Origin of the sequence: Synechococcus sp. W60.1 (genome assembly GCF_047461575.1) — a bacterium.
In the GTDB taxonomy this organism is placed as follows: Bacteria; Cyanobacteriota; Cyanobacteriia; order Thermostichales; family Thermostichaceae; genus Thermostichus.
In genome coordinates, this window is sequence record NZ_JANSHL010000007.1 from 41,668 (window position 1) to 68,402 (window position 26,735).

33 protein-coding genes and 1 tRNA gene are annotated in these 26,735 nt (G+C 59.0%); 23 read left to right on the forward strand and 11 right to left on the reverse strand.

Annotation, left to right across the window (positions count from 1 at the left end):
- Positions 1-5: 5 nt before the first annotated feature.
- Positions 6-176 carry a hypothetical protein gene (locus NW805_RS08005; protein WP_414344414.1) on the reverse strand — a complete coding sequence of 57 codons (171 nt, stop codon included), beginning with the start codon at positions 174-176 and terminating at the stop codon, positions 6-8.
- Positions 177-471: 295 nt separating this feature from the next.
- On the opposite strand from NW805_RS08005, the gene NW805_RS08010 reads away from it, so the two are divergent.
- The 6 genes from NW805_RS08010 (at position 472) to NW805_RS08035 (ending at position 3,777) form a co-directional block, all read left to right on the forward strand.
- Positions 472-876, forward strand: coding sequence for an NIL domain-containing protein (locus tag NW805_RS08010; RefSeq protein WP_414344412.1), 405 nt, complete (start codon positions 472-474; stop codon positions 874-876).
- A 108-nt stretch (positions 877-984) separates the two neighbouring features.
- Entirely contained in the window at positions 985-1,206 is a 222-nt protein-coding gene (gene ndhL, locus NW805_RS08015; RefSeq protein ID WP_414331907.1) for an NAD(P)H-quinone oxidoreductase subunit L, read from the forward strand.
- A gap of 28 nt (positions 1,207-1,234) precedes the next feature.
- Entirely contained in the window at positions 1,235-1,549 is a 315-nt protein-coding gene (locus tag NW805_RS08020) for a DUF3007 family protein (RefSeq protein WP_414331908.1), read from the forward strand.
- Positions 1,550-1,836: 287 nt separating this feature from the next.
- Positions 1,837-2,409 (forward strand): response regulator, encoded by a 573-nt coding sequence (locus NW805_RS08025; RefSeq protein ID WP_414384216.1) that lies wholly within the window; start codon positions 1,837-1,839, stop codon positions 2,407-2,409.
- A 273-nt stretch (positions 2,410-2,682) separates the two neighbouring features.
- Positions 2,683-3,606, forward strand: coding sequence for an NAD(+) kinase (locus tag NW805_RS08030; RefSeq protein ID WP_414422183.1), 924 nt, complete (start codon positions 2,683-2,685; stop codon positions 3,604-3,606).
- A gap of 90 nt (positions 3,607-3,696) precedes the next feature.
- Positions 3,697-3,777 (forward strand) — tRNA-Leu (locus NW805_RS08035).
- Between the two features lie 76 nt (positions 3,778-3,853).
- Here NW805_RS08035 and NW805_RS08040 read toward each other — a convergent pair.
- The gene (locus NW805_RS08040) at positions 3,854-4,345 is read right to left on the reverse strand and encodes a pentapeptide repeat-containing protein (RefSeq protein WP_041436730.1); all 492 of its coding nucleotides are present in this window, start codon (positions 4,343-4,345) and stop codon (positions 3,854-3,856) included.
- Positions 4,346-4,512: 167 nt separating this feature from the next.
- On the reverse strand, positions 4,513-4,809 hold the full coding sequence (locus tag NW805_RS08045; RefSeq protein ID WP_011433947.1) for a hypothetical protein: 297 nt from the start codon (positions 4,807-4,809) through the stop codon (positions 4,513-4,515).
- Positions 4,810-5,072: 263 nt separating this feature from the next.
- Here NW805_RS08045 and lptB point away from each other — a divergent pair, with 263 nt between their 5' ends.
- Positions 5,073-5,801, forward strand: coding sequence for an LPS export ABC transporter ATP-binding protein (gene lptB, locus NW805_RS08050; protein WP_011433949.1), 729 nt, complete (start codon positions 5,073-5,075; stop codon positions 5,799-5,801).
- A gap of 12 nt (positions 5,802-5,813) precedes the next feature.
- Here lptB and NW805_RS08055 read toward each other — a convergent pair whose 3' ends face one another.
- Positions 5,814-7,244: a pyruvate kinase gene (locus NW805_RS08055; RefSeq protein WP_011433950.1), complete on the reverse strand. Its 1,431-nt coding sequence runs from the start codon at positions 7,242-7,244 to the stop codon at positions 5,814-5,816.
- Positions 7,245-7,456: 212 nt separating this feature from the next.
- Here NW805_RS08055 and NW805_RS08060 point away from each other — a divergent pair, with 212 nt between their 5' ends.
- From NW805_RS08060 to NW805_RS08070, 3 genes are all read left to right on the forward strand, one after another.
- Positions 7,457-8,044, forward strand: coding sequence for an LptF/LptG family permease (locus NW805_RS08060; protein ID WP_414422184.1), 588 nt, complete (start codon positions 7,457-7,459; stop codon positions 8,042-8,044).
- Complete coding sequence (locus tag NW805_RS08065) at positions 8,002-8,658, forward strand: LptF/LptG family permease (RefSeq protein WP_414422185.1); 657 nt, start codon at positions 8,002-8,004, stop codon at positions 8,656-8,658. Before NW805_RS08060 ends, NW805_RS08065 begins: the two co-directional genes overlap by 43 nt.
- A 72-nt stretch (positions 8,659-8,730) precedes the next feature.
- Positions 8,731-8,877: a hypothetical protein gene (locus NW805_RS08070; protein ID WP_414422186.1), complete on the forward strand. Its 147-nt coding sequence runs from the start codon at positions 8,731-8,733 to the stop codon at positions 8,875-8,877.
- A gap of 82 nt (positions 8,878-8,959) precedes the next feature.
- On the opposite strand, the gene NW805_RS08075 is transcribed toward NW805_RS08070, so the two are convergent.
- The 3 genes from NW805_RS08075 to upp all read right to left on the reverse strand — a co-directional run bounded on the left by NW805_RS08075 (position 8,960) and on the right by upp (position 11,503).
- Positions 8,960-9,667, reverse strand: a complete 708-nt coding sequence (locus NW805_RS08075) for a tetratricopeptide repeat protein (RefSeq protein ID WP_414422187.1) — start codon at positions 9,665-9,667, stop codon at positions 8,960-8,962.
- Positions 9,654-10,538: a hypothetical protein gene (locus NW805_RS08080; RefSeq protein ID WP_414422188.1), complete on the reverse strand. Its 885-nt coding sequence runs from the start codon at positions 10,536-10,538 to the stop codon at positions 9,654-9,656. Before NW805_RS08080 ends, NW805_RS08075 begins: the two co-directional genes overlap by 14 nt.
- A 275-nt stretch (positions 10,539-10,813) precedes the next feature.
- Positions 10,814-11,503 carry a uracil phosphoribosyltransferase gene (gene upp, locus NW805_RS08085; RefSeq protein WP_414344397.1) on the reverse strand — a complete coding sequence of 230 codons (690 nt, stop codon included), beginning with the start codon at positions 11,501-11,503 and terminating at the stop codon, positions 10,814-10,816.
- A 571-nt stretch (positions 11,504-12,074) separates the two neighbouring features.
- Between upp and NW805_RS08090 the strand changes: the two genes are divergently transcribed.
- The 4 genes from NW805_RS08090 to NW805_RS08105 all read left to right on the forward strand — a co-directional run bounded on the left by NW805_RS08090 (position 12,075) and on the right by NW805_RS08105 (position 15,891).
- The gene (locus NW805_RS08090) at positions 12,075-13,151 is read left to right on the forward strand and encodes an ABC transporter substrate-binding protein (protein WP_414406969.1); all 1,077 of its coding nucleotides are present in this window, start codon (positions 12,075-12,077) and stop codon (positions 13,149-13,151) included.
- A gap of 416 nt (positions 13,152-13,567) precedes the next feature.
- Positions 13,568-14,836 (forward strand): FAD-dependent oxidoreductase, encoded by a 1,269-nt coding sequence (locus NW805_RS08095; RefSeq protein WP_414422189.1) that lies wholly within the window; start codon positions 13,568-13,570, stop codon positions 14,834-14,836.
- Positions 14,824-15,021: a sulfur carrier protein ThiS gene (gene thiS, locus NW805_RS08100; RefSeq protein ID WP_414422190.1), complete on the forward strand. Its 198-nt coding sequence runs from the start codon at positions 14,824-14,826 to the stop codon at positions 15,019-15,021. The genes NW805_RS08095 and thiS overlap by 13 nt, the downstream gene beginning before the upstream one ends.
- 42 nt (positions 15,022-15,063) lie before the next feature.
- A complete protein-coding gene (locus tag NW805_RS08105; protein ID WP_414328934.1) occupies positions 15,064-15,891 on the forward strand; it encodes a thiazole synthase in 828 nt (275 codons plus the stop codon).
- 22 nt (positions 15,892-15,913) lie between these two features.
- Here NW805_RS08105 and NW805_RS08110 read toward each other — a convergent pair whose 3' ends face one another.
- Positions 15,914-16,546: a class I SAM-dependent methyltransferase gene (locus tag NW805_RS08110; RefSeq protein ID WP_414422191.1), complete on the reverse strand. Its 633-nt coding sequence runs from the start codon at positions 16,544-16,546 to the stop codon at positions 15,914-15,916.
- Positions 16,547-16,705: 159 nt separating this feature from the next.
- Here NW805_RS08110 and NW805_RS08115 point away from each other — a divergent pair, with 159 nt between their 5' ends.
- The 4 genes from NW805_RS08115 to NW805_RS08130 all read left to right on the forward strand — a co-directional run bounded on the left by NW805_RS08115 (position 16,706) and on the right by NW805_RS08130 (position 18,965).
- A complete protein-coding gene (locus NW805_RS08115) occupies positions 16,706-17,272 on the forward strand; it encodes a M50 family metallopeptidase (protein WP_414422192.1) in 567 nt (188 codons plus the stop codon).
- Entirely contained in the window at positions 17,157-17,438 is a 282-nt protein-coding gene (locus NW805_RS08120; protein WP_414422193.1) for a M50 family metallopeptidase, read from the forward strand. Before NW805_RS08115 ends, NW805_RS08120 begins: the two co-directional genes overlap by 116 nt.
- Positions 17,439-17,569: 131 nt before the next feature.
- Positions 17,570-17,710, forward strand: a complete 141-nt coding sequence (locus NW805_RS08125) for a hypothetical protein (protein ID WP_414383973.1) — start codon at positions 17,570-17,572, stop codon at positions 17,708-17,710.
- A gap of 139 nt (positions 17,711-17,849) precedes the next feature.
- Positions 17,850-18,965, forward strand: coding sequence for a glycosyltransferase family 4 protein (locus NW805_RS08130; RefSeq protein WP_414422194.1), 1,116 nt, complete (start codon positions 17,850-17,852; stop codon positions 18,963-18,965).
- Positions 18,966-19,060: 95 nt separating this feature from the next.
- On the opposite strand, the gene NW805_RS08135 is transcribed toward NW805_RS08130, so the two are convergent.
- Positions 19,061-20,044 carry an ABC transporter ATP-binding protein gene (locus NW805_RS08135; RefSeq protein ID WP_414344385.1) on the reverse strand — a complete coding sequence of 328 codons (984 nt, stop codon included), beginning with the start codon at positions 20,042-20,044 and terminating at the stop codon, positions 19,061-19,063.
- A gap of 132 nt (positions 20,045-20,176) precedes the next feature.
- Positions 20,177-20,326, reverse strand: coding sequence for a hypothetical protein (locus NW805_RS08140; protein ID WP_187147236.1), 150 nt, complete (start codon positions 20,324-20,326; stop codon positions 20,177-20,179).
- Positions 20,327-20,342: 16 nt separating this feature from the next.
- Between NW805_RS08140 and NW805_RS08145 the strand changes: the two genes are divergently transcribed.
- Positions 20,343-21,137: a CDP-alcohol phosphatidyltransferase family protein gene (locus NW805_RS08145; protein ID WP_414422195.1), complete on the forward strand. Its 795-nt coding sequence runs from the start codon at positions 20,343-20,345 to the stop codon at positions 21,135-21,137.
- Between the two features lie 122 nt (positions 21,138-21,259).
- Positions 21,260-22,117, forward strand: a complete 858-nt coding sequence (locus tag NW805_RS08150) for a methyltransferase domain-containing protein (RefSeq protein ID WP_414407448.1) — start codon at positions 21,260-21,262, stop codon at positions 22,115-22,117.
- 47 nt (positions 22,118-22,164) lie between these two features.
- Here NW805_RS08150 and NW805_RS08155 read toward each other — a convergent pair whose 3' ends face one another.
- Entirely contained in the window at positions 22,165-22,785 is a 621-nt protein-coding gene (locus NW805_RS08155) for a uracil-DNA glycosylase (RefSeq protein ID WP_414331024.1), read from the reverse strand.
- 281 nt (positions 22,786-23,066) lie between these two features.
- Between NW805_RS08155 and NW805_RS08160 the strand changes: the two genes are divergently transcribed.
- The 3 genes from NW805_RS08160 to NW805_RS08170 all read left to right on the forward strand — a co-directional run bounded on the left by NW805_RS08160 (position 23,067) and on the right by NW805_RS08170 (position 26,697).
- Complete coding sequence (locus tag NW805_RS08160; protein WP_414422196.1) at positions 23,067-24,527, forward strand: TldD/PmbA family protein; 1,461 nt, start codon at positions 23,067-23,069, stop codon at positions 24,525-24,527.
- Between the two features lie 159 nt (positions 24,528-24,686).
- Positions 24,687-25,415, forward strand: coding sequence for a DUF4351 domain-containing protein (locus tag NW805_RS08165; protein WP_414422197.1), 729 nt, complete (start codon positions 24,687-24,689; stop codon positions 25,413-25,415).
- Between the two features lie 4 nt (positions 25,416-25,419).
- Positions 25,420-26,697 carry an RNA-guided endonuclease InsQ/TnpB family protein gene (locus tag NW805_RS08170; RefSeq protein ID WP_414422229.1) on the forward strand — a complete coding sequence of 426 codons (1,278 nt, stop codon included), beginning with the start codon at positions 25,420-25,422 and terminating at the stop codon, positions 26,695-26,697.
- Positions 26,698-26,735 lie beyond the last annotated feature (38 nt).

Consider the following 26,735-nt stretch of genomic DNA (forward strand, 5'->3'; position numbering starts at 1 on the left):
ACCATTCAGTGATGCAAGGAACCCTGGAGACGCAGTTGCTTCATCTCTTGCAAAAACTGCTGTTGATACTTGAGGAAGGCAGTGTGCCACTCGCGGAAGCGACGTTCGCCATCCCGCACCAGCATCTGGCGGTACTGCTCTGAGTTGAGACGGGGCTGAGCAAAAGATGGGTTCATAGGGATCGGGGACGCTCTCCATCCTATTGTGGCAGGCTCTGGGTCGGCTTCCACAGATAGCTTTTGGTGAGAGGGGCACGCTGATAATGGCGCCGTTGTCTCACGCGCTGCCTCTGGTGATCTTCCCAAGAAGCTGAGCTCACCGAAAAACTGGGTTCAAAGCCCCGCCCTACCGCTGTGGGGTTCGCCTTGGGTGTCCTGTGGAGGGTGGAAGTGAGCTGCATTCACGGCCAAACTGAACCTCACAAGCCTGCCATACTGAAGGAAGTTGCTGCACTCAAAACACTCAAGATCCGTGCGCAAACGAGTCACCCTCATTTTCCCCCGCCATTTGGTGAATGTGCCTCTCACCTATCGGTTGGCCAAAGACTTCGATGTGGCTGCCAATATCGTGCGCGCCAGGGTAGCCCCCAACGAAGTGGGTACTTTGGTGGTGGAGCTGTCGGGGGATATCGACCAGGTGGAAGCAGGATTGGAATGGGTACAGTCTTTGGGCATTGAGGTGACTGAACGGGCCAAGGAAATTCAAATCGACCCAGACTTGTGCGTGGACTGTGGATTGTGTACGGGAGTTTGCCCAACCGAGGCCCTGAAGATTTCTGCTCCCAGCTGGAAGCTGGAGTTCTCTCGCAACCGCTGTGTCATGTGCGAACAGTGTGTTGCCACCTGCCCCGTTGGGGCGATCAGCACCAGCTTGTAGTCAGTTTGTGGTCAGTTGGCTGAGTTACGAACTCCCCCAAGCTGACAAATCCCTTTACAATCCTGTTAGATTTGTTGGACATAGGTCTAGCTGCGGAGCGCACTCGACATGGCTTCTACTACATCGTTGATTGGGTTAACTTATGCCGGTTTGGCTGTTCTCTATTTGCTGGTGCTGCCTCTGTTGTCTCTGCTGTACGTGGACAAACGCTGGACTTCAGGCAGTGCTTGGGAAAAGGTGCTGATGTTTTTCTTGGTCTTGTTTTTCTTTCCCGGCATGGTGCTCTTGGCTCCCTTCATGACGTTTCGGCCCAAGCCTCGGTCGCTGTAAGGTCAGCCGTTTGTCGATCCACTGAGCCATGCGCAGATTGGACGTTCTTGGCATAGGCTTGGCCCTGCTGCTGGGGGGAGGGATCCTCTACGGCCTGCTGCTTTGGGCGGGCTTGGATACGGGGGCCGCGCAGCAGATATCGAGCGTGGTGCTTCTATTGGCCTGCTTGGGGTGGACTTTTGGCTACCTGAAGCGGGTGCTGCGTGGGGAAATGACCCTGAAGGCTCAATGGGCCAGCTTCGAGACCCAGCAGATTCAAGAGAGGCTCCGCTCCCTCTCCCCAGAAGAGTTGCAGGCCCTGCAAGCTGAATTGGAAAGTGAGAAAGAAGGGATCCCAGATTGAATTGAGCAAGACAAACGTTGAGGCCGTCGGACAGGCCGCACCCAGAAATTGGCTGTCGGCTGCTGGGGATCCAGGTTTAAGGGTATGGAGCGTCGGGCTTAAACCGCAATACTTGTATATCTGTATATCCGGTTACCATTTGCTTCCCCTAAGAATGCTACATTACGCCCCGCACAAGATTCTGGCGTACGACGGATTATTAAGTGGTGCAAGCCTTTGCCTTTCCTTCTACTCGCATATCTCCATCCACTGTGAGAAAAACCATACTGCTAGCTCAGGGCCAGCCCTTGCAATCTCATCTCTGGAAGTTGGCGCTGGAGTCTCAGGGGCACTCTGTGGTGCTGGTTTCCCCGCGTGAAGATCTGCTGGAGGTGGCAGCAAGTCAGCCTCTGGATTTGGATCTGATGGTGGTGGACATGACGACGGGGCTGTTTAACCCCTATGCCTTTTGTCGAGAGTGCCAAAGTAAGCTGCCCAACATCCCTGTGATCCTGACTCATCACCCCCGTCGCCACATCGAGCCCGCAGAGCGGCGCTGGGCAATTTATCAGGGGGCAGCAGATGTGATCCCTGGCTTGGCGGAGGCCGGCGACCTTCTCCACTCCCTCGAACGAATTTACGAGGCTGCCAGGTGGTTTTTACCTATTGACACGGAGGCGCTCCACAGGGCTCTGAAGCAAGCGGGCTTATGGCCGGCGGAGGTCAGCCGTACATCTTCTTCCACCCCTCCCCCACAGCCGAGCGCCCACTCTCCCACCGCCCCTCCACAACCCATCACCGCGGAAGGGGATCCAGGGCAAAAAGACTTGACCCCGCAGGTGAAGTACCGACTGATGTACCGGGGTCGCCCTGTCGATTGAGGTACTCGTTCCAACCTGCCGTCACTCGTTTTTCCTCGTAGCTTCTCGTAGCTTCTTGCCCTGCTAGGGTTGAGCTGCCGATTGGCAACGAGCAGGATGCAATCGCTGCAGCCCCGGGCAGCAGTGTATGGCTTCGCCATGCAAGCTACCCGTCTTGTTCAGCGTCAATGTATCAGCGAAGTCTGCTGGCAGAAATTGTGGAATGGATCACCTGGCCAGCAGAGGGGCCTGCAGAACTGATAGAGTTTTGGCACCTCTGCCTTCCCATTGCCCATGACCAAGCCCAAAGCCGGGATCCTCTACAACGACGCCAAACCCGCCGCCAAACGCAGCAGCGAAACCCTAGCCTGCTGGTTTCAGGAGCAGGGCTGGGAAGTCTGTGTGGCCCCCAACTGGGGCGGTATCCTCGGTTATGCCAAGCCCGACAGCCCCATCTGCCTGACCAAAGTAGATAGCCTGGCCCCGGCTGGATTTGATCAAACCATGAAGTTTGCGGTGGTGTTGGGGGGAGATGGCACCGTCTTGGCAGCAGCACGGCAACTGGCCCCCAAAGGGATCCCCTTGTTGGCGGTGAATACGGGCCATCTGGGCTTTCTGACGGAGACCTACCTTCCTCACCTAGAAGAGGCAGCCAGTGCCGCCATTGCCGGGGAATACACCCTGGATCGCCGCAGCATGTTGCTGGTGCAAGCCTACCGAGGGCAAGAATTGCGCTGGGAGGTCTTGAGCTTAAACGAGATGGTGTTGCACCGCGAGCCTTTGACCAGCATGTGCCACTTCGAGATCACCATCGGGGATCACTCACCTCTGGATGTGGCTGCCGACGGAGTCATCTTGGCTACTCCCACCGGCTCGACGGCCTATGCCCTCTCGGCGGGTGGGCCGGTGATCACACCGGGGGTGCCGGTTTTGCAGCTGATTCCCATCTGCCCCCATTCCATGGCGTCGCGGGCCTTGGTCTTCCCCGATTCGGAGGAAGTATGGATTAGCCCCGTTACCCCTCAGCCACTGGTTTTGGTGGTAGATGGAAATGCCGGCTGCTACATCATGCCGGAAGACCAGATTCGGGTGGTACGTGCCCCCTATTGGACAGATTTGATGCGCCTGCGCCGACCGGAATTTTTCCGGGTTATGCGAGAGAAGTTGGGGTGGGGACTGCCCCACGCTTCCAAGCCCACGTCGGTGGAGTTGCCTTAACTTTGCCGAGGCAGGACAAGCCATAGCTGCAAAATGGCCAATGCCCTTAACAACTCCACCCCTCTGTCGCTATGATGGTTAGGCTCGGAAGCGGATGTGGCGGAATTGGTATACGCGCACGTTTGAGGGGCGTGTGGCTTTGCCTTGCGAGTTCGAGTCTCGCCATCCGCATTACGCAATTAGTACGCGTTATTCATTAGTCCCTCTCCCAGAGAGGGAGAGGGGAAGCTGGCTTCGGCCTTTGGCACTATTCCCGAACGGCACCCTGCAGGCGTGCGCCCCAGGTGCGAGCAAAGCGCAGGTCAGCCCCAACCAGGTTGGCGTCGCGTAGATCGGCCCCCCGCAAGTCGGCGCCGTACAGGGATGCAGAAGAGAGATCGGCCCCCCGCAGGTTGGCCCCCCGCAAGTCTGCCCCCTCCAGGTAAGCGCCACTCAGGTTGGCTCCCCCCAATTGAGCCCGCCGCAAATTGGCCCCCACCAGGTAAGACTGGCTGAGATCGGCGCCCGTCAAGATGGTGCGCTCCAGATTGGCCTCAATGAGATCGGAACCGCTGAAATTGGCCTCCGCCAAATCCAGATTGCTCAGCTCAATGGATCCCAGGCGGCAGTTGGGACAGGTGCGGGAAGCCATGAGGTAGCGCATAAAACAAGAGTTGTAGGTTGTGGCTGCGGCAGAGGAAGCCAAGGCTGCCGTGGCCAGTAGTGCCCAAATGGCGGGAACTTTGAGATTGAGGTTCATGGTTACCAAGCCTCACAATTTTGAAGGTTTACGTGAAGGGACACAGCAGAGGGGGATGGTTCTGCGCTGGTCACATGATAGTGGCATCTTCTGGCTTCGGCCACTCCGCAGGTCTGTCTGGCCCACCTGATAGCAGGCTCTCTCAGGGCGGGATGACGTTTGGAGTCCTATCGTCCCGAAGCTGCCGGGCCGTTGCCAACACTGGGAAGGGGTGGATCTTTGAGCAGCGGCTGCACCCAATGCCAAGACAGTTGCCCCAACCCCACCAAAACCCCGAGTATTGCCGAGGAAGTCAGGACGCGATCCCAGCGGATTTCCCGCCAGCCGGCAGGGCTGGTTGTTGGCCTTCTTGGGTTGAGTTTCTCGGCAACAGGAAGCGGGCGATGGCGCAAAAAGTGCCCACAGCGACGACAGCGATAATCGGAGTTGGAGTTGAGCCAGTAGCAAGCTGGGCAGCGAAGCATGGGAAGGCCAGGGATCCCCTAGTGAAATGATCCCATTTTGAGGGGGGCGAGCAGTTGCCGTGAGCTATGAGAACCCCATTAAGGATCCCTCCAGTTGGCTTGAGAGGGATCCACTTTGCCTACACTCCCCTGGATTGTGGGCGGGGTTTGGGGCATCTTTGAGGAAGTAGCCTGTGCGCTGCGGCAGCCGGGATCCCTGTCGGTTGGAGAGAATCAGCCCTACAGAATCAGTAAGCATTGATCAGCAGCCCTGTGCCGGCCCTATGCAGATCTACTTAGAAAACATCTGTAAGCGCTATGGCCGCCGTGAGGTGGTGAGCGACGTTAGCCTGAACATTCAGCAGGGGGAAATCGTGGGGCTCCTGGGCCCCAATGGGGCGGGGAAAACCACCACGTTCTACATTATGACCGGCCTGATCCAGCCGAACCGAGGCCATGTCTGGTTGGATGACCAAGATATTACCCACCTGCCCATGCATCGTCGTGCCCAATTGGGGATCGGCTACCTGGCCCAGGAGCCGAGTATTTTTCGTCGCCTCAGCATTCAAGACAACCTGCTGCTGATCATGGAGCAAACAGGGGTGCCCCGTCGCCTTTGGCAGCAGCGGCTCAACCAACTGCTGGAGGAGTTTCGCATCGCCCATGTCGCCCACAGCTTGGGCCTACAGGTATCAGGGGGGGAGCGTCGCCGAGCGGAGATCGCCCGTGCCTTGGCCGCTGGGATCCACGGGCCGAAATTTCTGCTGCTGGATGAGCCCTTTGCGGGGGTGGATCCCATCGCGGTGGCGGATATTCAGGAGGTGGTGGCCAAGCTCAAGCAACGGGGCATCGGTGTTTTGATTACTGACCACAACGTGCGGGAGACGCTGGAGATCACCGACCGGGCCTATATCCTCAACGACGGGGCCATTTTGGCCAAGGGCACGGCGGCGGAGCTGGCGGCGGATCCCTTGGTGCGCAAGTATTACCTGGGGGAGAAGTTCCGTCTCTAGGGCAGCTCCAGGTCACCTCCAGGAGTACAGAGCTCGCAGGCGTTGGCTTTTCTTGTGCTGGTGGGTCTGCATCCGAGCCAGCAGCTCGTCCAGGAGGGCAACCGCCTCCAGCAGGTAGGGGCCCTTGTTGAGCATCACACATTCGGCGCGGGCAGACATCACCGCATCGGAAAGCTCAGGCCGCGAGGGCAAGCCCTCCTTGGTGAGCTGATCCAGCACCTGGGTAGCCCAGACCACCGGCACCTGGGCTGCCTCGCAGATCCACAGCAGTTCCTCCTGGATCTCGCCCAAGCGCAGCCAACCGATCTCCACGGCGAGGTCGCCACGGGCAATCATCACCCCCAGGGGCCGGCAGCCGGCAACGGTCGCGATCAAGGCCGGCAGGTTTTTCACCGCCCGCTGCGTTTCCATCTTGAGGATCAAGCCCAGATCGGGGCGAGCCTGCCGCCGCTCCAGCTCAGAAACCAGCAACTGCAAGTCCGCGGGCTGCTGGACGAAGGAATAGCCCACCAAGTCGGCATGCCGCACCACAAAGTCCAGGTCTTGGCAGTCTTTGTCGGTAAGGGAACGGATCTGGAGCTGACTGTCAGGAAAATTGAGGCCTTTTTCTGCTCGCAACTTCTTGCCCTGAGGGGCAACTTTGTCCACCTCCAGCACCACGCCTGCCGGCTCGATCCTTACCACGCGGGCGCCGATTTTGCCGTCGTCGATCCAAACGGTTGCCCCCACTTGCAGGTGCGCCAAAACCTCCGGCAGGCTGCAGGTCACCTGGCAGGAGATATCGGCGCTGGCCTCAGGAACCTTCGCGGTGAGCAGGATGCGATCCCCGCGGTACACCTTGGTTTTGCCGGGGGGCATGGCCACTGGGCCGGTGCGGATCTTGGGGCCAGCCAGGTCCAGCAAAATCTTGCAACGCCGTTGGGTCTGGGCTTCGGCCTGGCGCAAGTGGGCCACCATTTTCTCCCACACCGAGGGCTCGTCGTGGGCGCAGTTGATGCGGGCCACGTTCATGCCCCGCTCCAACAACTGCAGCAACAGCTCCGGCTGCTCGGCGGCTTCGCTGGGCAGGGTCACCATGATGCGCGCGCGGCGATGGGGAGAAGGGGGGCCAAACAGCGCCTCGGCGTGCTGCTCTAGTGCCGTATCCCCGGCGTAAAACTCTTCATAGCTGGGTGCCGTATGGGTCAAACCCTGGGTGGCTGCCAAAATAGCAATCACCGCATCCAGGCTCTCCAGAACCCGCGACTCACAGCGCCCCAGCGAGGACAGCCCCGCAGCCGCCAGCTCCAGTTGCAAGCTGCGCAGATCCTGTTGGCGCAGCGCCAGGTAGCGCGCCAGGTTGTGGATGGCCGCAGGAGGGCTCGTAAGGCAGCCCCAAGCGGCCAAGTATTTCTGGGATCCCTCTACAACCTGCTGCCGCAGCTCCAGGAGCCGCTCCAGCAAACTCCTAAGATTGCAGGAGGGGGAAGAGGAGGAAACCATGTCGAAAGTCTTCCCAAGACAAACCCGGCCCAATTCTATGCCTGAGCTTACTTGGGGCCGATCATAGGCGGGTTAGGTTGAGAAAGGAAGGCGATAGCCTTTCATTGCCCAGTGTTCCGGTCTAGAGTCGTTAACAGCCTTCGGCTGTCCTGCCTACTACTTCCTTGGGTTGCGTGAAACTTCATTCTCTCCCTCCTGCCCGTTCCCGCGAGCGGCCTGACCACAGGCTCTCCCTCGTTTGCGCGGTGGGCCTGATGGATCGCTATGTCCTCTCGGAGATGCTGCTGCCGTTTCTCTTTGGGGTGGGAGCTTTCACAACCTTGGTGATGGCGGTGGGATCCCTGTTTGAGCTGGTGCGCCTGGTGGTGGAGGCAGGGTTATCGATTTCAGCAGCCTTGCAGGTGTTCGTGCTGCGGGCGCCGGGGATCATCGTCCTGACGTTCCCGATGTCCATGTTGCTGGCCACGTTGCTGGCTTATGGGCGCTTGTCTGCCGATAGCGAAATCACAGCCCTGCGCGGCTGCGGGGTGAGCCTTTACCGCCTCATGGTGCCTGCCCTCATCCTCAGCTTGCTGGTGACGGCTTTAACCTTTCTGTTCAATGAGCTGGTGGTGCCGGTGAGCAATCGCCAGGCAGCCACGACTTTGAACCGAGCTTTAAATCGGGATCCGGACTTCCGGCGGAGAATATCCTCTACCAAGAATTTGGCGAGATCCTCATGCCTGAGCCAGACGGCACCTTTTCCCGGCGACAAGGGCTAACCCGTCAGTTCTACGCCCGCAGCTTCGATGGGAAGCAAATGCGCGGCATTATCGTCCTGGATTTTTCCAACGAGGCGCTCAACCAAATTCTGCTGGCCCAGCGGGGGCGCTGGGATCCCCAAGAGAATCTTTGGGTGTTTGAGGATGGCACCAACTACATCGTTTCTCCGGATGGCACCTACAGCAACATTGCCACCTTCAGCCGGCAGGAGTTGCGTCTGCCTCGCGCGCCGCTGGAGCTGGCTCAGGAGATTCGCAGCCCTGAGGAAATGAACATTCGGGAGCTGAAGCATTACATCGAGGTGATCGCCAGTTCTGGAGATCTGCAACGGGTGCGCCGTCTGCAGGTCAGCCTCAACCAAAAGTATGCCATTCCTTTCGCGTGTCTGGCGTTTACCCTGATTGGGGTGCCTTTGGGGCTGCGCCCGCAGCGCACCGGTTCCTCTTTGGGGTTGGGCATCAGTGTGCTGATTATCTTTGCCTTCTATGTGCTGCTGTTCATCACCCAGGCGCTGGGACAAATTGGGACGCTGGGGCCAGCAATGGCGGCTTGGTTGCCCAACTTGATCTGTGCCGCCGTAGGGCTGGGGTTGCTTTACCGAGCCAATCAGTAGCTGCTGGGCACCGTTTCTCCAGATGTAGGATAAAACTGCCCAATGGATTCTCGTATTCTGGAGAGCTCCCCCATGGAAGTTCAAGCTTGGATGAATTGGATGTTTGGCGGATTAGCCCTGCTGATCTTGGGGGGAGGCATGCTGATGATGTTCACCACGGTGTTCACCACCAAAGGGCCCCAGCCCGAGGATTCTCAGTCGGATCCCCAAAAGGGGTGAGCCTAGCCCAAGGCCCGGTGACCAGTGGGATCCCTGGCAGCCGGCCCCATGCCTTAAGAAATAGTTAAAACTAGAGGGGGCTCTAGTCCCGCTCCCGTTGACGTAGCCGCTGCAGAGTCGAGAGAGGTTTTGTCTCCTCTGGCGGTTTTTGCTCAGCTGCGGTGGGCAGGGCGGCTGTTTCTGTTTTCTGAGGTTCGAGCAAAAGCTTGGCGGCTTCTGACTCAACGGCTGGAGGGCGAGCCGGGTTCTCCCCTTGTTGGCCGGGCAAGGGAACAGACTCCAGAGTGGCCAGCAGAGCTTGAATATGGCTGTGGGTTTCGGGATGGTTGCTGGCGGCATGGGCCAAGAGGGTGAACTGCTCTTTGGCAGCGACCAGGTTCCCCAGCTTGAGATCCACCAAGGCCAGTTGATAGCGAGCCTTAAAGCCACTGGGATCCACCTCCACCGAGCGCTGAAAGGCGGCGCGGGCCTCCGCCAGCTTGCCTTGACGGGCATAGATCAAGCCGAGGTTGAAAGGCACGTCGGGATCCCGTTCGCTGGGCAGCACCAAGGTTTTTTCTTCCAGTTCAATTGCGCTCCGGTAGGCGTTGATGGCCAAGGTATGGAAGCCCATCTGCAGATAGCGAGCTCCGTCTTCCTTCAGTTGGGCGACCGTCGGCTCCCCTGTCAGTAGGGTCATGGGCGGTTGCGCGTGGACAGGCATGGCCACCGCCAAGCTCAGCAGGCACCCCACCGTTTTCAGGCCTAAGGGTACAGCCTGACGACCAATCTGCTGCCTATTCATCACCATGATCTGTTTCCTCCAACCACATCAACACCACTTCATTCCACCCCTCTGGGCCGGGGAGCTGAGCCAATTGCCATTGAGGCAGGGCCTCACTCCAGAGACTATCCGCAATGGGGCTGGGAAGCACCACTTTTTGTTCCGACCATCGCAAAAAGGCCACATCTGGCGGGGAACACCCAATGCCCAAAGCTTTGATAGGGCCCAGATGCCGTTGGTAGCAATCCAGCAGCCGCTGCACCGCCTGTTCCCCCGGTAACCAATTGGGTTCTGCGGCCATCGTTGGCTGCATCCATCCGGTCAGATACCATTGCGGCAGGCTAGAGAAGTGAAGCTGACGCACCCGCAGCAGATGTTGGGTGAGGTTGGCTTCTTGCTGGGCAAAAGCTTCCCGCAGGGTTTCGGGATCCCCGGAATAGCTGAAAATCTCACTGTACTCTCGCCGCTGCGCCCGCTCTGCCTCTTCCAAAGGGATCCCAGTGGCAGCGGCCAGCTCAGAGGCAGTCCAATCCCCAAACCCGATCAAATCCAAGTGGGACTCTTGACGCACCTGTTGCAGGATGCTGCGCAGGCGAGAATAGGGCAGACCCAAAGCATACACGTAGTAGGGCGGTCGGTGTTGCCACTGCTCGTCTAGGATGCCCGCCGGGAAGTAATGCTCGGGAACGTAAACGGCAGAGCCATCCTCACAGATGAACGGATGCTCCAGGCGCAACTGCCGCCGCACATGTTCCAGTTGAGCGCGGGTGCGCAGGCTGTAGAGCACCAAGGGAATGGAGCGGCGCTCTAGGGCAGCCAAGGCTTGTCGGGCAGCACCATAGCTGTTGAACTCTAGATCCAGCAAGCTGCCATCTAAACTGGTAAGGACAAGTCGCATAGGCGCAGGAAGGGAAAAGGTGCTGGCCCCGTCAGAATTGCAAGTAGCGCGACCGGGATCCCTGAAGCGGCCAACATTACCCATGATCCAATAGCTTGACCAATCTGAGGGGGGTTAGCCTCAAATGCTCTCCCTCAAAGCATCTGGGTGAATGGGCAATCCGTGCGCCAGAAGTGGTAAAAGCTCGATTGAGCACTACAGAATGCGTGTGTCGCCGAAGATCTTGGCTCAAAAACCAGCAGCAGAGAAGACAGACAGATTGAGTGGGTCAGTGGCTAGTTTTCTGTGCCAAAGGCACGATCCCCTGCATCCCCCAGCCCGGGCAAAATGAACCCTCGATCGTTCAGCCGCTCGTCGATCATGGCGCAGAAAATTTGCACCATTGGGTAGTGGGATCCCAACCGCTGTAACCCTGGGGGCGCTGCCAATGCGCAGACAATCCGGACCAAGCTGGGATCCGCCCCCCGCTTTTTCAGCTCATCCAAAACCCACAGCAGCGTGCCCCCGGTGGCCAACATCGGCTCGGGAATGAGAATGCGCATCTGCTCAGGGATCCGCTCTGGAAGGCGATTGAGGTAGCAACTGGCCTGCAGCGTTTCCTCATCCCGCACCATGCCAATGTGAAAGATCCGCGCCTGGGGCAAAAGGGCCTGACAGCCTTCCAGCATCGCCAAGCCAGCCCGCAATACAGGCACAATGCCCAGCAGGGTATCCGGCGCGATGACCTCTGCGGCAACGGGTTCCAAAGGGGTTTGCACCTGAACGGTTTGGGTGGGGATCCACTCCCGCATCGCCTCATAGGTCAGCCAACGGCCCAGCTCCGACATGGCCGTGCGAAACAGGGGCATGGGAGTCTCCGCATCCCGAGCCACGGTTAGCCAGTGCTTAATGAGCGGGTGAGGGGGGACATAGACACGAAGCTGCTGACTTGCCACGGGAGAATGCCTCAATCTGGGCGGTAGCATAGCGGGTTGCCTTAGCAGAAAGCAAGCTCTAGAAAGCAAGCTCTCCAATTGGCCGCAACTCCATCCCGACCGGGGATAAATTGCCAACAGCTCCGGCAAATGCTCAAGGGGTGGGGCTCTTTGACCCAGCAAGATTGCGGCAGAATGAGATCTGCAGGTTACTTCGAGCGCCGGTCATGTTCGGTGGCTACAGGTTTGGGATAGACCAGGGCAAGGCTGGTTTCGAGTTTTGTTCCTCTTGCCATTTGCGAACTGAGGTGCTGGCCCCAGGGCAGCTTGGCCTCCCGCCGATGGAACCGAACGCCAACGGCTCTCGTCTGCAAGTGCCGGTAGCCGGAGATACCGCTCTGCCCAAGGGTTTCTGGCTTAATGGGGTGTCGCAAGTTACAGCCTGTTCACAAATTAAGGGATACAAAACTTAAGGGATACAAAACATCGTGTTTCTGAGGCTTGACTCCGATGAGGTTTAGAACAAGTAGGTTTACAACCGTATCCGTAGCCCCTCAATAGGCTGTACCTGCATCTTTGGCCCCCTTACACCTTGCAAGGATTAGCTTAGGGAGAATGGATTATGGCTTCGTCTCAACCCTCTGACTCGAACACCAAGGCTCTGAGCCGCCGTCAGCTTCTCAAAGTGGGAGCCGCAGCCCTTGGGGGCGGTCTGCTGGCGGCAGGGGGCGCCCAAGCTCAGCGCAAACCCTCTCCCACCCTGATCGTGGCTCAGGGATCCGGCCTGGATCGCGTTTCCTATGCTACCAACTGGTATGCTCAGGCGGAACACGGCGGCTTCTATCAGGCGGTGGCGACCGGCATCTACCGCGAGCATGGCCTGGATGTAACCATCAAGATGGGTGGCCCCGGCATCAACATCACCCAAGTTTTGGCCGGTGGAGCTGCCGAATTTGCCATGGGAGGAAGCACAGGGGTGATCAATGCTGTGCGAGAAGGGATCCCTTTGGTGTGTGTGGCGGCCATTTTTCAAAAAGACCCGCAGATCATCATGGCCCACCCTGGCACCCAGCGCTTTGAAGAGCTCAAGGGCCGGCCTATCTTTGTCTCGAAAGGTGGCCTTGCCACCTACTGGCCCTACCTGAAGGCCCGCTTTGGCTTCACCGACGATCAGGTTCGTCCCTACAACTTCAACCCCGGCCCCTTTTTGGCGGATCCCAGCTCAGCTCAGCAAGGCTATCTGACATCCGAGCCTTTTGCCATCCAACGGGAAGGGGGATTTGAGCCGGTGGTCTTCCTCCTGGCGGATTTGGGCTACAAACCCTATGCCACCACCATTGAAACCCGTCGCCAACTGGTGGAAACCAAGCCCGACTTGGTGGAGCGATTCGTGGATGCCTCTATCAAAGGCTGGTACAGCTTCTTGGAGGATCCCCGTCCGGCCTATCGCTTGATCAAGCAGGACAACCCGGAGATGACCGATGCCCAGTTGGCCTACAGCTTCGAGAAATTGCAGGAGTACGGCATCATCTTGTCCGGCGATGCGTTGGAAAAAGGCATTGGCGCCATGACCGACAAACGCTGGCAAGACTTCTTCGACAGCATGACGGTGGCCGGCGTATTTGAGCCAACCATCAACTACCGGGCTGCCTACACACTGGACTTCGTCAATAAAGGCACTGCCTACTACACTGCCTGACGGACTTCCACCCTTGGCGCTTCTCAGCCCAAGGGATCCCCCCTCGCCCCCAGCCCCTCTTCCACCAAGGGAGAGGGGAACTATAGTCATTTCAAACTAGATTGAGACACCCCCTAAACGCTCCGCGCCACTGCCCTCACCCCCATTCCTTCTCTCAGAGGGAGAAGGGGGCTAGAGGGAAATGTTTCATTCCGGTTTAATTGAGAATGCCAGAACACTGCGTGATCACCTCCCCCAACACCGCCAGCAACACCGGCACCCCCAGACGGATCCCGGAGACCAACAGCGAGATCAAACAAAAAGCTCCAAGTGAAAAGGCGTTCCAGCGAAGCTTGGCCCAGCACTCCATCAACAAATGCAGGCACAGGTGGGAGCAGATTCATCGCAGAACCCGAGAGCCTATCATGGGATCCAGTATGGAATCCATTGTGTCAGCAGCGCAGGGCACTTTAACCCTCTCACCCTCCTCTTCTCTGACAAATCCGGCAGCCAGCCTGACGGGCCCATCCGCTGCTGCGTCAGCAGTAGGGATCACTTTGCCTTGGGCAGCGCAGCGGGATCCCATCCTTGTCCTCGGGGCTGGGCTGATGGGGCGTCTGTTGGCCGCCAGCCTTGTCGAGGTTGGGCATCCTGTCCGCATTGTGGAGGCGGCTCCTGCTGCTGCTGTTGAGAGCAGTGCTGCCCATTTTGCCGCTGCTATGCTGGCTCCCCTAGCCGAGTCTGCCATCGCCGAAGCCAGTGTGGTGGCCCAGGGATACTACGCCCTCTCCCGCTGGCCCGCCCTTCTGGCCAGCCTGCCAGAGCCGGTTTTCTTTCAGCAGGAGGGCACTTTGATCCTCTGGCACCGCCAAGATGCCGGGGAAGCCAAGCGCTTCTCGGCGCTACTGGCCGCTGTGGGGGAACACCTCCCGCATCTCCCCCGCCCTCAGCCGCTGGATGCCCAGGCTATTGCCGAGCTGGAGCCAGCGGTAGCCGGGCGATTTGCGCAGGGCCTGTATCTTCCCCAAGAGGGCCAACTGGACAACCGCCAACTGTTGTCGGCTCTGCTGGCCAAGCTGCGGCAGCACGAGGTGGAGGTGGAGTGGGGTTGCCCTTGGGATCTGAAGCAGGCCCAAGCCTGGCAGCAACAAACCGGAGGCTGGGTTTTGGATTGCCGCGGCCTGGGGGCCCAAAAAGAATGGGGCGGGCCAAGACTGCTGCGCGGAGTTCGGGGTGAGGTGGTGCGCCTGTATGCCCCGGAAGTCTCTTTGCGGCGCCCAACCCGGCTGTTGCACCCTCGCTACCCGATCTACATCGCTCCCAAGCCGGGACACCTGTTCGTAGTGGGAGCCACCGAGATCGAATCTGAGGATCGCTCGCCGGTGAGCGTTCGCTCGGCTTTGGAGTTGCTCAGCGCCGCCTACGCCGTACATCCTGCCTTTGCCGAAGCGCGTATCCTGGAATTGGGCAGCCAATGTCGTCCCACCTTGGCGGATAACCTGCCAGCCGTGGTGGAGCGCTCACCTCGCCTGTTGCAGATCAACGGCCTCTATCGCCATGGCTTTCTGATCTCCCCGGCCATCCACGATGCTGTCTTGGAGTATCTTCACCAGGGCAGTTGTCGCTTGGCTCAGCAGCTTGGGATCCCCTTTCAGGTGCAGGCTGCCCCTTTTTCCGGTGAGTCCCCATTGCCATGCGTGTCTTGATCAACCAAAAGCCTTACGATTTGCCGGAAGGCACCACTTTGGCCGAGGCAGTGGCTCAGGTGGCGGCCAGCGGCCCTTTCGCGGTAGCGGTTAATCTGAAGTTTGTGCCACGTGCGCAGCACGAGCAAACCCGTCTGCAAGAAGGCGACCAGGTGGAGATCGTCACTCCGGTTGCTGGCGGCTAGTGCCCCCCTTGCTTCCTGCTCTGTCCTGACTTTGCCCCGACAATGTCCACCCTTCTCCAGCTTTCCCCCTCCACTTGGGCCAATGAGGATCCCTTGGTGCTCTATGGCCAACCATTGCCCAGCCGTCTGATGTTGGGTACGGCTCGCTACCCTTCGCCGGCCATTTTGGAGCAGGCGGTGGCGCGCGCGCAGCCCTGTTTGTTGACGGTTTCTCTGCGGCGGCAAGGGGCACTGGGGCCAGAAACTTCCCAGAGGTTCTGGGCTCTGTTGCAGAAGATGGGGATCCCAGTTCTGCCCAACACCGCCGGCTGCCACAGCGTGCAGGAGGTGATCACGACGGCGGAGATGGCGCGGGAGGTGTTCGGCACCGACTGGATCAAGCTGGAGTTGATCGGGGATGACTACACGCTGCAGCCGGATCCCGTGCAACTGCCCACTGCTGCTGCTGAGCTGGTCCGGCGCGGCTTTAAGGTGCTGCCCTATAGCACCGACGACCTGGTGCTCTGCCAGCGGCTTTTGGATGCTGGCTGTGAGGTGGTGATGCCCTGGGCGGCCCCCATTGGCACCGGCAAAGGCCCTCTCAACCCCTACAACTTGCGCCTGCTGCGGGAGCGGATCGAGGCGCCGCTGATCGTGGATGCCGGCTTGGGCCTGCCCTCCCATGCCTGCCAGGTGATGGAGTGGGGCTTCGACGGGGTGCTGCTAAACACGGCGGTGGCCTTGGCCCGGGATCCGGTGGCCATGGCCGAGGCCTTTGCAGAAGCGGTGCGCTCAGGCCGCCGAGCTTACCTGGCCGGGGCCATGATCCCTCAGGAAACAGCTCAGCCCAGTACGCCTGTCCTCGGCACTCCCTTTTGGCACCAGGGCTGACTGCCGCTCTCAGGGGTGCAGCTCAGGCGGCAGGCTTTCGCGCCTGGATAACCTGCAGAGCTCCCCCAGCGTGGAGGGTCTGCCGGATGGATTGCCAACCCTGCTGCTGCAAATGCTCGGGCAAGTCCAGCTTGAGTAGCTCCCAGGCGGTCTCGGTTTCAAACAGGGCCAAAAAGAGGGCCAGCCCAGGCCAGATCAAGGGTTGTCGAGGCGCGTGCAGATCCAGGATCAAGAGTCCTCCCCCCGGCTTGAGCACCCGCCACACTTCCCGCAGCACCTGCTCCAAGTCGGCGAGGGACAATTCGTGCAGAGCCAAGCTGGTATGCACCCAATCAAAGCTGGCATTGGGAAAGGGCATATCTTGGGCAAAGGCCTCCACAAACTCCACCTGGGGAAGGCGTTTGCGGGCTGCCGCTAGAGCTTTGGGGGAAGCATCCAGGCCCACCACCTGCTGGCTCAGCTCCGCCAACAGTGGGGTTACTTCAGCCGGGCCACAGCAGAGATCCAACACCCGCTCCTGGGGATGAATCTGGATCCCTTGTAGGGGCAATTTCCGCAGCCGCTCGTATCCCCCCACCGCCAGAGCAGCCCCGCGGCTGATGCTGCGGTAAAGCCAGGGAAAGCGGTAGCTCCAGTCGCGCAGGAAGGTGGCCACAGACAGGGATCCCTCAGGGGCTCTTTCAGCCTACCTAGCCCCTCTCCCAGCAGGGGAGTTGGCCTGGCTATTTTCTTGGCCTATGTGGAACTTTTTCCCGCCGGCAGTCGTCTGGGGCGATGAGCCATCTTAGGCCTTTTCTCCATCCACCTGCTGATGATGACTCAGTTTGAGCTGCCTTCTCCCCCTTCTGGAAGACCTAACCGGCACAGCTTGGTTTGGCTGGTGGTTGCTGCAGGTCTGACGGTCTTGCTCTGGCGGTTTCCCTGGGGTAACTACATCCTCTACCCCTTTACCTTGTTGGCCACCTGGTTTCACGAGATGGGCCATGGTCTGATGGCAGGGCGGTTGGGGGGGGAGTTTCATCGTCTGGAGATCTATCCCGACGGCTCGGGGCTGGCCATTCACAGTGGCGAGCTGTTTTTGGGACGGGTGGGGCAAGCTTTGGTGGCCGCTGCTGGGCCGATGGGGCCGCCGCTGGCTGGGGCCCTGTTCATCCTTGCCTCCCGCCGCCACACCCCAACACGGTTGGGGCGGGTACTTCTGGGATCCCTGCCTGTTGCTATCGACGCTGCTCTGGGTTCGCTCTCCCTTTGGCCTCCTGTTCCTCTTGGGTATGGGTTTGGGGATCCTGGCGGTAGCTCGCTGGGCCTCCCCCTGGCTGCGGGGCTTCGCTGCACAATTTTTGGGGGTGCAGGCCTGTGTGAGCACCTACCACCAGCTTGACTACTTATTTACGGCCTCTGCCGTGATCAACGGGCAGGTGATCCACTCCGATTCCAGCCAGATTGCCCAAAACTTGTTCTTGCCCTACTGGTTTTGGGGAGGGGTGATGGCGGTCTCTTCTTTGGTGCTGCTGATAACCAGCTTGCAGCTGACGTTCCGGGACTAGCCGGCAGGGGGCAAAGCCGCAATTTTGGCAGTGGTTCGTGTTATGTAAAAATCCGTCCTCTATCCCTGCCCAGTCGAGAAAACCGCCGCTACAGTAATGGGCAAGAGGAGTGAGGAGTTGAGGAGTGGAGCATGTGGCGGGATGTTATTGGGCTGGCCCTGGCGGCGACCTTACTGTTGATCAGCAAAACCGCCGCAGATACGCTTGGCCAAGGCCAGGTGCAGACTTTCACCGAACCTGAGCCAACGCCCCATTCTTTTCCGGTGGAGTGAGGTACTCAAGTCTGCTGACGGAAGTCGTAGCGGCGTTGTCGTTTTGTGCAACACTCATTCTAGAGTCTTTGAGGACTCCGTCCGAGTGGCGCGGTCGCAGCAGCGTTGCGGAGCAATAACAGTAGGCTTGGGATCCCTGATGCGCATAGCCCTATTTACGGAGACGTTTCTGCCCAAGGTGGATGGCATCGTTACCCGCCTCTGCCACACGGTGCGTCACCTAACCGCTCGAGGCAACTCGGTGCTCATCGTCGCGCCCCGGGGAGCCCCCCGGCGGTTTGCACGGGCACGGGTCTACGGGATCCCGGGGATGCCGCTGCCTCTGTATCCAGAGTTGAAGCTGGCTGCCCCCGGCCCGGCCATCGGCAAGTTGCTCAGCCGTTTCCGACCGGATGTGATCCACGTGGTGAACCCGGCAGTTTTGGGATTGGGGGGCCTCTACTACAGCCAGACGATGGGGATCCCGCTGGTGGCCTCCTACCATACCCATCTGCCGAAGTATCTGCAGCATTATGGGCTGGGCTTTCTGGAGGGGGTTTTGTGGAATCTCCTGAAGCTGGGGCACAATTTGGCGCGGGTCAATCTTTGCACCTCGACGGCCATGATGCAGGAGCTGAGCGCCCACGGCATTGAGCGGGTGCAGCTGTGGCAGCGAGGAGTGGACACCGAGTTGTTTCATCCCCAGGCGGCTAGTTCAGAAATGCGGGCTCGGCTCACGGCGGGGCAACCGGAACGGCCTCTCTTGCTCTACGTGGGACGGCTTTCGGCTGAGAAGGAAGTAGGGCGGATCCGGGTGTTGCTAGAGCGGATCCCGCAGGCGCGCCTAGCTATTGTGGGGGATGGGCCAGAGCGGGGATCCCTGGAGCAACATTTTGCCGGCTACGATGTGGTGTTTACGGGCTATCTGCAGGGGGAGTCTCTGGCAGCGGCCTTTGCTTCGGCGGATTTGTTCGTGTTCCCCTCCCGCACCGAGACCTTGGGGCTGGTTCTGTTGGAAGCCATGGCTGCCGGTTGTCCGGTGATCGCCCCCCGCTGCGGCGGCATTACCGATGTGGTGGACAGTGGGCGCAATGGCTTTCTGTTCGATCCCAATTCGGATAGCGACTTTGTCCAGGTTACCCAGCAACTGCTCAGCAGTGCCGGGCAGCGGCAGCTCTTCCGACAGCAAGCTCGCCAAGAGGCAGAACGCTGGAGTTGGTCGGCAGCCACCCAACAGTTGGAAGGCTACTACCGGGCTGTTATTGCCGCCGATTAGCGGTGCGGAGCACAGAGTCCCCTACTGGGAAATACTCAGGGCAGAACTCCGTCCTGCTCTCGGGGTTCTCCATAGCACCAGTGCGAACGGCCAGCCTAGGCAGAGACCGGATGATCCCCTTCAATGGCCCGCACTTGCTCCACAAAGAATTCTTCTAGGGATTGCCGTTGCCAATGCAAGTCGGTGACCAGTGCCCCCGCTTGGTTCAAAAGGCTCAGCAACTCCGGTAGGGATCCACTCCATTCCCCCGACCAATGGGATCCCTGAATCGAGAAGTGCTCTAGGCGGTCGCGGAACTGTTCGACGGCGCCACCGTGCCCCTGTACCCGATAGCTTTTGCTCTCTCCCAGCAAGTCATCCAAAGTTCCCTGATGCACCAATTTGCCGCCGATGATCAGGCCGACTCGGTTGCAGATAACTTCCACATCCGCCAGGATATGGCTGTTGAAAAACACCGTTTTGCCCTGCTGCTTGAGGGACAGAATGATCTCGCGCATTTGATAGCGGCCCATGGGATCCAGTCCCGACATCGGCTCATCCAGAAACACCAGCTCTGGGTCGTTGATCAGCGCTTGGGCCATGCCAGTGCGCTGCAGCATGCCCTTGGAGTAGGTGCGCAGTTGTTTTTTGCGGGCCGTATCTATAGAAAGCCCCACCAGCTCCAGCAGTTGCGGGATCCGCTCCTTCAACAGGCTATTGGGCAGACCAAACACCTTGCCGGCAAACTGGAGAAACTCCCATGCCGTCAAGTAATCGTAAAAATAGGGGTTCTCCGGCAAATATCCCACCTGTTGCTTGATGGAGCGATCCCCCAGGGGTTTGCCCAGCAAAGTGCCGCTGCCGCGGGTGGGCTCCACAATGCCCAGTAGGCATTTGATGGTGGTGGTTTTCCCGGCCCCGTTGGGCCCCAGCAGCCCAAAGGTTTCTCCGCGGGCCACAGTCAGAGAAAAATCTTTGAGGGGGCTGACCACCTTGTTCAGCCAAAATCCTGTGCGATAGGTTTTGGTCAGGCCGGTGATGGCAATGACCGGCTCTGGTGCCGCGAACGCTTCTGCTGGGGAAGTGGGGGTCTCGCTCATGGACTCGCTCGTAGGTATGTTGGAGTTGAGGGAGAAAAAGGTGCCGCGAACACCGAGTTAAGGAGCACACAGTCCGCCAGGCGATAGGCTACCCAGCCTAACCTTTAGTTTACCCACAGGCTTTGTCCCAGCCTAGGCTTGCCGCAGCACTTCCGGTAGAGGAAAGGGGCCAGAGCAAACATACTCCGCGTAGGTATCCGCTTCATTCGCAACAGCGGTGCGGTTCCTTTGCCGTAGGCACAGCACTTTGCTCTGACCTCCCTTCAGTAGCATTCTCATCATCTGGGATGATTCTGGGATGATGATTTCCATCGCGTTGGCGGTGCGGAGCAAGAAAATTGAATCCAGAGGTTTTGTGCCTCTGGCCTCTGGGATCCCAGCCGGTGGTGATCATCGGCAACAGTGTTGCAGAGCAATAAGAAAGGAGTGTTTCTTGCTGGATAAGGTGCTTAGGCAGTGGAAGGAGCGGCTGTTGGCTCCAGTGCTGCAAACCCCTCTCCAACAGGTGCATCCCCTAGCCATTACCCTGTCGGGGTTTGCCATGGGCCTGGCCTCTGGCGTGGCGGCAGCTTATGGGGCCTACGGGTGGGGGCTGGGCCTGTGGTTGCTGAACCGGTTTATGGATGGGCTGGACGGCACGTTGGCTCGTCTGCAGGGGCGGCAGAGCGATCTGGGGGGCTACCTGGATATGCTGCTGGACGTGGTGGTCTACGCAGTCGTTCCCCTGGGGCTGGCCTTTCACCAGGGATCCCTGCTGGGCTATGCTTCTCTGGCTCTGATGCTGGCCAGCTTTTACATCAACCTTTGCTCCTGGATGTATTTGGCAGGGCTGTTGGAAAAACGGCGTTCGCGACAGCGTTGCGGAGCAACAAGGACGGATGGCACTGTCGGGGCGGGATCCCTGGATGAACTGACCAGCTTAAGTATGCCGTCGGGGCTTATCGAGGGCAGCGAAACCATCTTTTTCTACGGCTTGTTTTTCCTTTTCCCGGAGTACATGGTGGGCTTGTTTGGGCTGATGGCGATTCTGGTGCTCTTGAGTGCTGTGCAGCGGTTGGTTTGGGCGCTGGGATCGCTTTCTGCTCCAAGGTGAGCCCGGAAAGGGTCTGTTACTATGGCTCCGTCCGGCTGGCGCGAGTTGGGTTACAAGGGTTCCCCATCAGATTTCACCGGGCGAGAGGATCCAAAATAAAAAAGCCATGGAGATCTGTTACCATGACCTCCACCCTCAACCAACGCATTCGCCACTTCTACGATGCCTCCTCCGGCCTCTGGGAGCGGGTGTGGGGGGAGCACATGCACCATGGCTATTACGAGCCAGGCCAAACCGGCAAGGATCGCCGCCAAGCTCAGATTGACTTGATTGATAGGGTTATCCAGTGGGGCCAGATCGGGGATCCCTGCCCTCCCCAGCACATTCTTGATCTTGGCTGTGGCATTGGGGGAAGCAGCTTGGAGTTAGCCCGGCGCTTTGGGGCACAGGTTACGGGCATTACCCTCAGCCCCGTCCAAGCCAAGCGGGCTACGGAGCGCGCCCAAGAGGCCGGCCTGAGCAACAAGGTGCGATTTCAGGTGGCCGATGCCCTGGAGATGCCCTTTGCAGACAACACCTTTGATCTGGTGTGGTCTCTGGAAAGCGGCGAGCACATGCCGGATAAGCGGCAGTTTCTGGCCGAGGGCTGGCGGGTCTTGCAACCGGGCGGGCAAGTGATGGTGGTAACCTGGTGCCACCGCGAGGGATCCCTGAGCCAGCAGGATCAACAGCTTTTGCAGAAAATCTACGAGGTGTACTGCCTGCCCTATGTGATCAGCCTCTCCAGCTACGAGGCTCTGGCCCAACAGGTGGGCTTTGAGCAGGTGCGCAGCGCTGACTGGTCGGAGCGAGTGGCCCCTTTCTGGGATGAGGTGATCGCTTCCGCCCGCGACTGGCGCTGGATCTGGGCTTTGCTGCGCAGCGGCTGGGTTACCGTTCGCGGGGCGCTGGGGCTGGGCCTGATGCGTCAGGCTTATGCCACCGGCTTGCTTCGCTTTGGCCTGCTGACTGGGTTCAAACCTGGGGATCAGCCAAGGTAGGGATCCCTTGCTCTCCTTTGGGAGGAGGGGCGCTTGGGGAAATGGGCTCAAAAGTTGGGCTGGGGCGGTGCTGTGCCGGTGAGTTCCAGATACTTTTGCTTCACCGCCTGAATATCCTGCCACATCAACCACTTGGGGCTGCCAGGGGTGCGGTCTGGGTTGCGCAGCAGATAGGCCGGGTGAAAAATGGGCATACACCAGCGTCCCTGCCACTGGATCCATTCCCCGCGGATCTTGGTGATCCCTCGCTTCTCGCCCAAAAGGGAGCGCACCGAGGTGGCCCCCGTGAGCAGAATAATCCAGGGATCCACCAGGCGAATCTGCTCCAACAGATAGGGACGGCAGGCGTCCATCTCCTCCTGGGTGGGCACGCGGTTGTTAGGGGGGCGGCACTTGACCACATTACAGATGTAGGTGTCCTGCTCGGGATCCAGCCCCACCGAAGCCAGGATTTTATCCAGCAATTGTCCCGACTTGCCCACAAAAGGCAGCCCCTGCAGGTCTTCGCTTTCCCCTGGCCCCTCTCCGATGATTAAAATCCTTGCCTTGGGGTTGCCCCGATGCACCACCACATGGGTACGGCTGGCCGCCAAGTCGCAGCGCTGGCATACCAAACAATGCTGCTTCAGTTGCTCCAAATCCCTGTAAGTGCCGGGGGGGATGGACACCTGGGCCGACAGGGGGATCTGATCCCACTGGGGGAGTGTCTCCTCCGCCGGGGCTGGCGGCTCGATGGGATCGTCAAACAGGCTGGGCTGAAGCTCCGGCGGTTTTTTCTTGGCAGCCATTGCAAGTCGAGGTTTCCTTGTGCAGCGATCTTCGATTGCTCCCCCGCCCTTGTCAAGCTCAAGGCCAACCTGCCGGCAGGGGAGAACCTTTACTCCTTAGTTAAACTGAGAAAACGAAAACTTGCGCCGGCCTTAGCTCGTCTCTACTCCCTGAGCCTGCCATGCTGCTTTTGTCCAAAGAACTGCCCAACCTGAACTACCGTCATACTCTACAGCGCTTCGACGAGGATTGGCGGGATCCCCTCTCTGCCCTGTTGGGCTGGGGGCGCGCTGCCGGTGCCGATTTGGTGGAGATTTTTCTAGAACGGGGCAATTCCATCAGTTGCCTGGCCGAAGATGACGCCATCACCAGCATCACCCCACGACTCTCCACCGGTGCCGGCGTGCGGGTGTTTCGCGGCTTGGCCGACTGCTACGTCAGCACCAACGATCTATCCTTTGCCGGTCTCAAGGCTGCTCTGGAGAAGGGCCTTTCGCTGATGGGCCTCACCCCTCCCGGCCCCACAGCACTGGTCTCTGCCGTCAACCTGGAGATGCTGCAGGACTACGCCGAGCGTCGCCGCAAAGACGGCTGGCTGAAGGAATGTAGCCCGATTGCGGAGATGGGGGAGATCCTGCTCAGAGCCAACGAGCAACTGGGTCGACAAGCCCACCATGTGCAGTCCCGCCGCACCGCCTATTTCCGCGATTGGCAAGAGATCCTGGTGGCCTGCAGCGATGGCACCTTTGTGCGGGATGTGCGCCTCACCCAATCCGTGAGCTCTACGCTGCTCTGTGCCGATGGATCCCATCGCGCCTCTGTCAGTCAACGCTCCGGCGGTACGGGGGATCCCAACTTTTTGCGCCGCTGGGATCTGGAGGCCCATAGCCGGGAACTGGCAGAAGCCGCCGGCCAGATGCTCTATGCCGACTACGTGGAATCCGGCACCTACCCGATTGTGATGTCCAACGCCTTTGGCGGCGTCATTTTCCACGAAGCCTGCGGCCACTTGTTGGAAACCACCCAGATTGAGCGCAAAACCACTCCCTTTGCCGACAAAAAAGGCCAGAAAATTGCCCACAAAAACCTCACCGCCTGGGATGAAGGTCTCTCTGAAGGGGCCTTTGGCAGCCTGGATGTCGACGACGAGGGCATGCCGGTCCAGCGCACTTTGCTAATTGAAAAGGGCATTTTGAAGAACTTCCTGGCCGACCGGGCCGGCTCACTGCGCACCGGCCACCCCCGCACCGGCAGCGGTCGCCGACAGAACTACACCTTTGCCCCTGCCAGCCGTATGCGCAACACTTACATCGCCCCTGGAGATGCAGAGTTGGACGATCTTTTTGCTTCTATCGACAAAGGCATTTACTGCAAGCGTATGGGGGGAGGGAGCGTCGGCCCCACTGGGCAATTTAACTTCGCCGTCGAAGAAGCCTATCTCATCGAAAACGGCAAGATTACCAAACCCCTCAAAGGAGCCACTCTGATCGGAGAAGCCAAAGACATCTTGACCAAAATTTCCATGTGTTCTAAGGACCTCAGCTTGGCAGCTGGGTTCTGTGGCTCTGTAAGTGGCAGCATTTACGTCACCGTCGGGCAGCCCCACATCAAGGTAGATTCCATTACCGTGGGCGGTCGCTAATTCCAGGGATCCACCTCGACATGGCCTATGACAACGTCTGCAAATATCTGGCCGAGCGTTTCCCAGAGCAGTTTGCCCGCTGGCTCATGGGAGAAGTGGCTCGGCTCCGACTCTATCGGAGGTATCCTCACCTATCGGTGCAGCAGGTGGTCATTAGACTTGCGCAAAACGGGGTCGGAGCGAGTTTTCCAGACCTCTTTTCGTCTAGAGAGGCTGAGCCATGAGTTTGATGTCATCCGCCTATGGGAATGTGATTTGAGGGCCGGAGCGGATCGGCAAGCCCTGCTACCGTTTCGGGTTCTAAGCCAGGTGGAAGATCCAGCAGAAACCTTGCGAGAGGTGGTCAGTGAGCTAGAGAGCTTGGCAGACCCCAGTGAGAGAAGGGAATTGGCAGCCGCAACAGCCGTCTTGGCGGGACTAGCATTGGATCGGGGTTTGATTCGACAAATCATGAGGTCTTTGGATATGAGGGAATCGGTGATCTACCAAGAGTGGCGGGCAGAAGCTCTGCGAGAGGGGCTGGAAGAAGGGCGCAAAGAAGGACGCAGAGAAGGACTACAACTGGGCCTGCAACAAGGGCTACAACAAGGATTGCAACAAGGATTACAACAGGGATTGCAACACGGGGAAGCAACGCTGGTCTTGCGGCTGCTCAGGCGGAAGTTGGGATCTCTTGAGCCGGCCCTTGAGAATAAGATTCGGGCTTTGTCAACGTCACAACTGGAGGCGCTGGGGGAAGCTCTGTTGGACTTCAGCAGCAAGGACTACGTCCCGCTGGCGCGATCGGAAGAGTTGACCGCCTGGCTGGCCCGTCAGCTAGAAACCGCAGGAGCCCCGCTCTCTGCCCACAGGGCAAGGGTCGGGAGGAATGTGAGTAAAATGCAATAAGGCTATAACCCAAGTCCTGACCGTTTCTTGCAAGCTCAAGGTGTCCCAGTCGCAAGCCGCCAAATTGGACGAGACATTGGATGCTTTGTCGCTACGCGACGCTAACGCGAACGGCCAAGCCTTGAACTGGGTCAACCAAAACACACCCGAGAAAGTCGTCAACCCACTGAAACTCCAATCCCTGTGCTACTACGAAATCCGTGCCCGTTTCGGCTTGTCCAGTAATTTGGCAAGGACTACGTCCCGCTTACGCGACCAACAGATATGCAGACGGGTAGCGTCTGCTCGCAAGGTGGCACAACAGAAAAACCTCCCGGTCAAAGCGTTCAAGGGTGGCTTCGCTACCTACGACGCTCGTATCTTTTCGTTTCGCGAGAAAGACTGGACGGTGTCGCTCACCACGGTGGAGGGTCGAGAACGCTTTGAGCTGGCGATTGGTCATTACCAGAGAGAACAGTTGGCAGGCTCCAATCCCAAATCGGCCACTCTGGTCAAGCGCAAAGACGGTTCCTACTCCATTCAAATCTGTGTGGAAGCGGAGCCATCCCCACCGCAACGCACGGGTAGAGTGCTGGGGGTGGACTTGGGCAGGACAGATATTGCCCATACGTCAGAGGGGGACAACTGGAATGGACAGCAGTTGAACAGAGTCCGAGACCACTACTCCCGGTTGAGGGCGGTACTCCAACGCAAAGCCAGTAAGGGCACACGCAGTTCGCGGCGCAGATGCAGAGAACTGTTGCAACGGCTGTCTGGTAAGGAGAGACGCTTTCAGTCGCGTCAGCGTTGCGTAGCAAAAACGTGGGTCAATCATCGCATCTCTAAAGCTATTGTTTCTAGGGCAAAGGCCACAAATAGCGCTATTGCTTTAGAGGACTTGACAGGGATACGGGAGCGTATCAACCAACAACCCCGCAGCAAAGCCGAGCGGCGCAGGGCCAACAGTTGGGCGTTCTACCAACTGAGGCAGTTTCTGGAATACAAGGCGAGAGTTGCAGGGGTTTCTCTGATCCTTGTTCCGCCTGCTTATACCTCGCAGACCTGTCACAAGTGTTTGCACATCCATCCCGACCCTGCGCAATCCTATCGCAGTGGGAAGCAGTTTAAGTGTGAGCACTGTGGATGGGAAGGGGATGCGGACTGGAATGGGGCCAACATGATTGCCAAACTTGGGGCTGCTGTAAACCAGCCTAGAGGTCCGTGGTTGGCTTGCCAACTACAGGGCTACCGAAAGCCTGCACTCTTTCGCTTTAGCGGTGCGGAGCGCTCTGCGTCAGCATGAGTGCGGGTAGTTTACTAGAGGCGCTGGATGGCAACAGG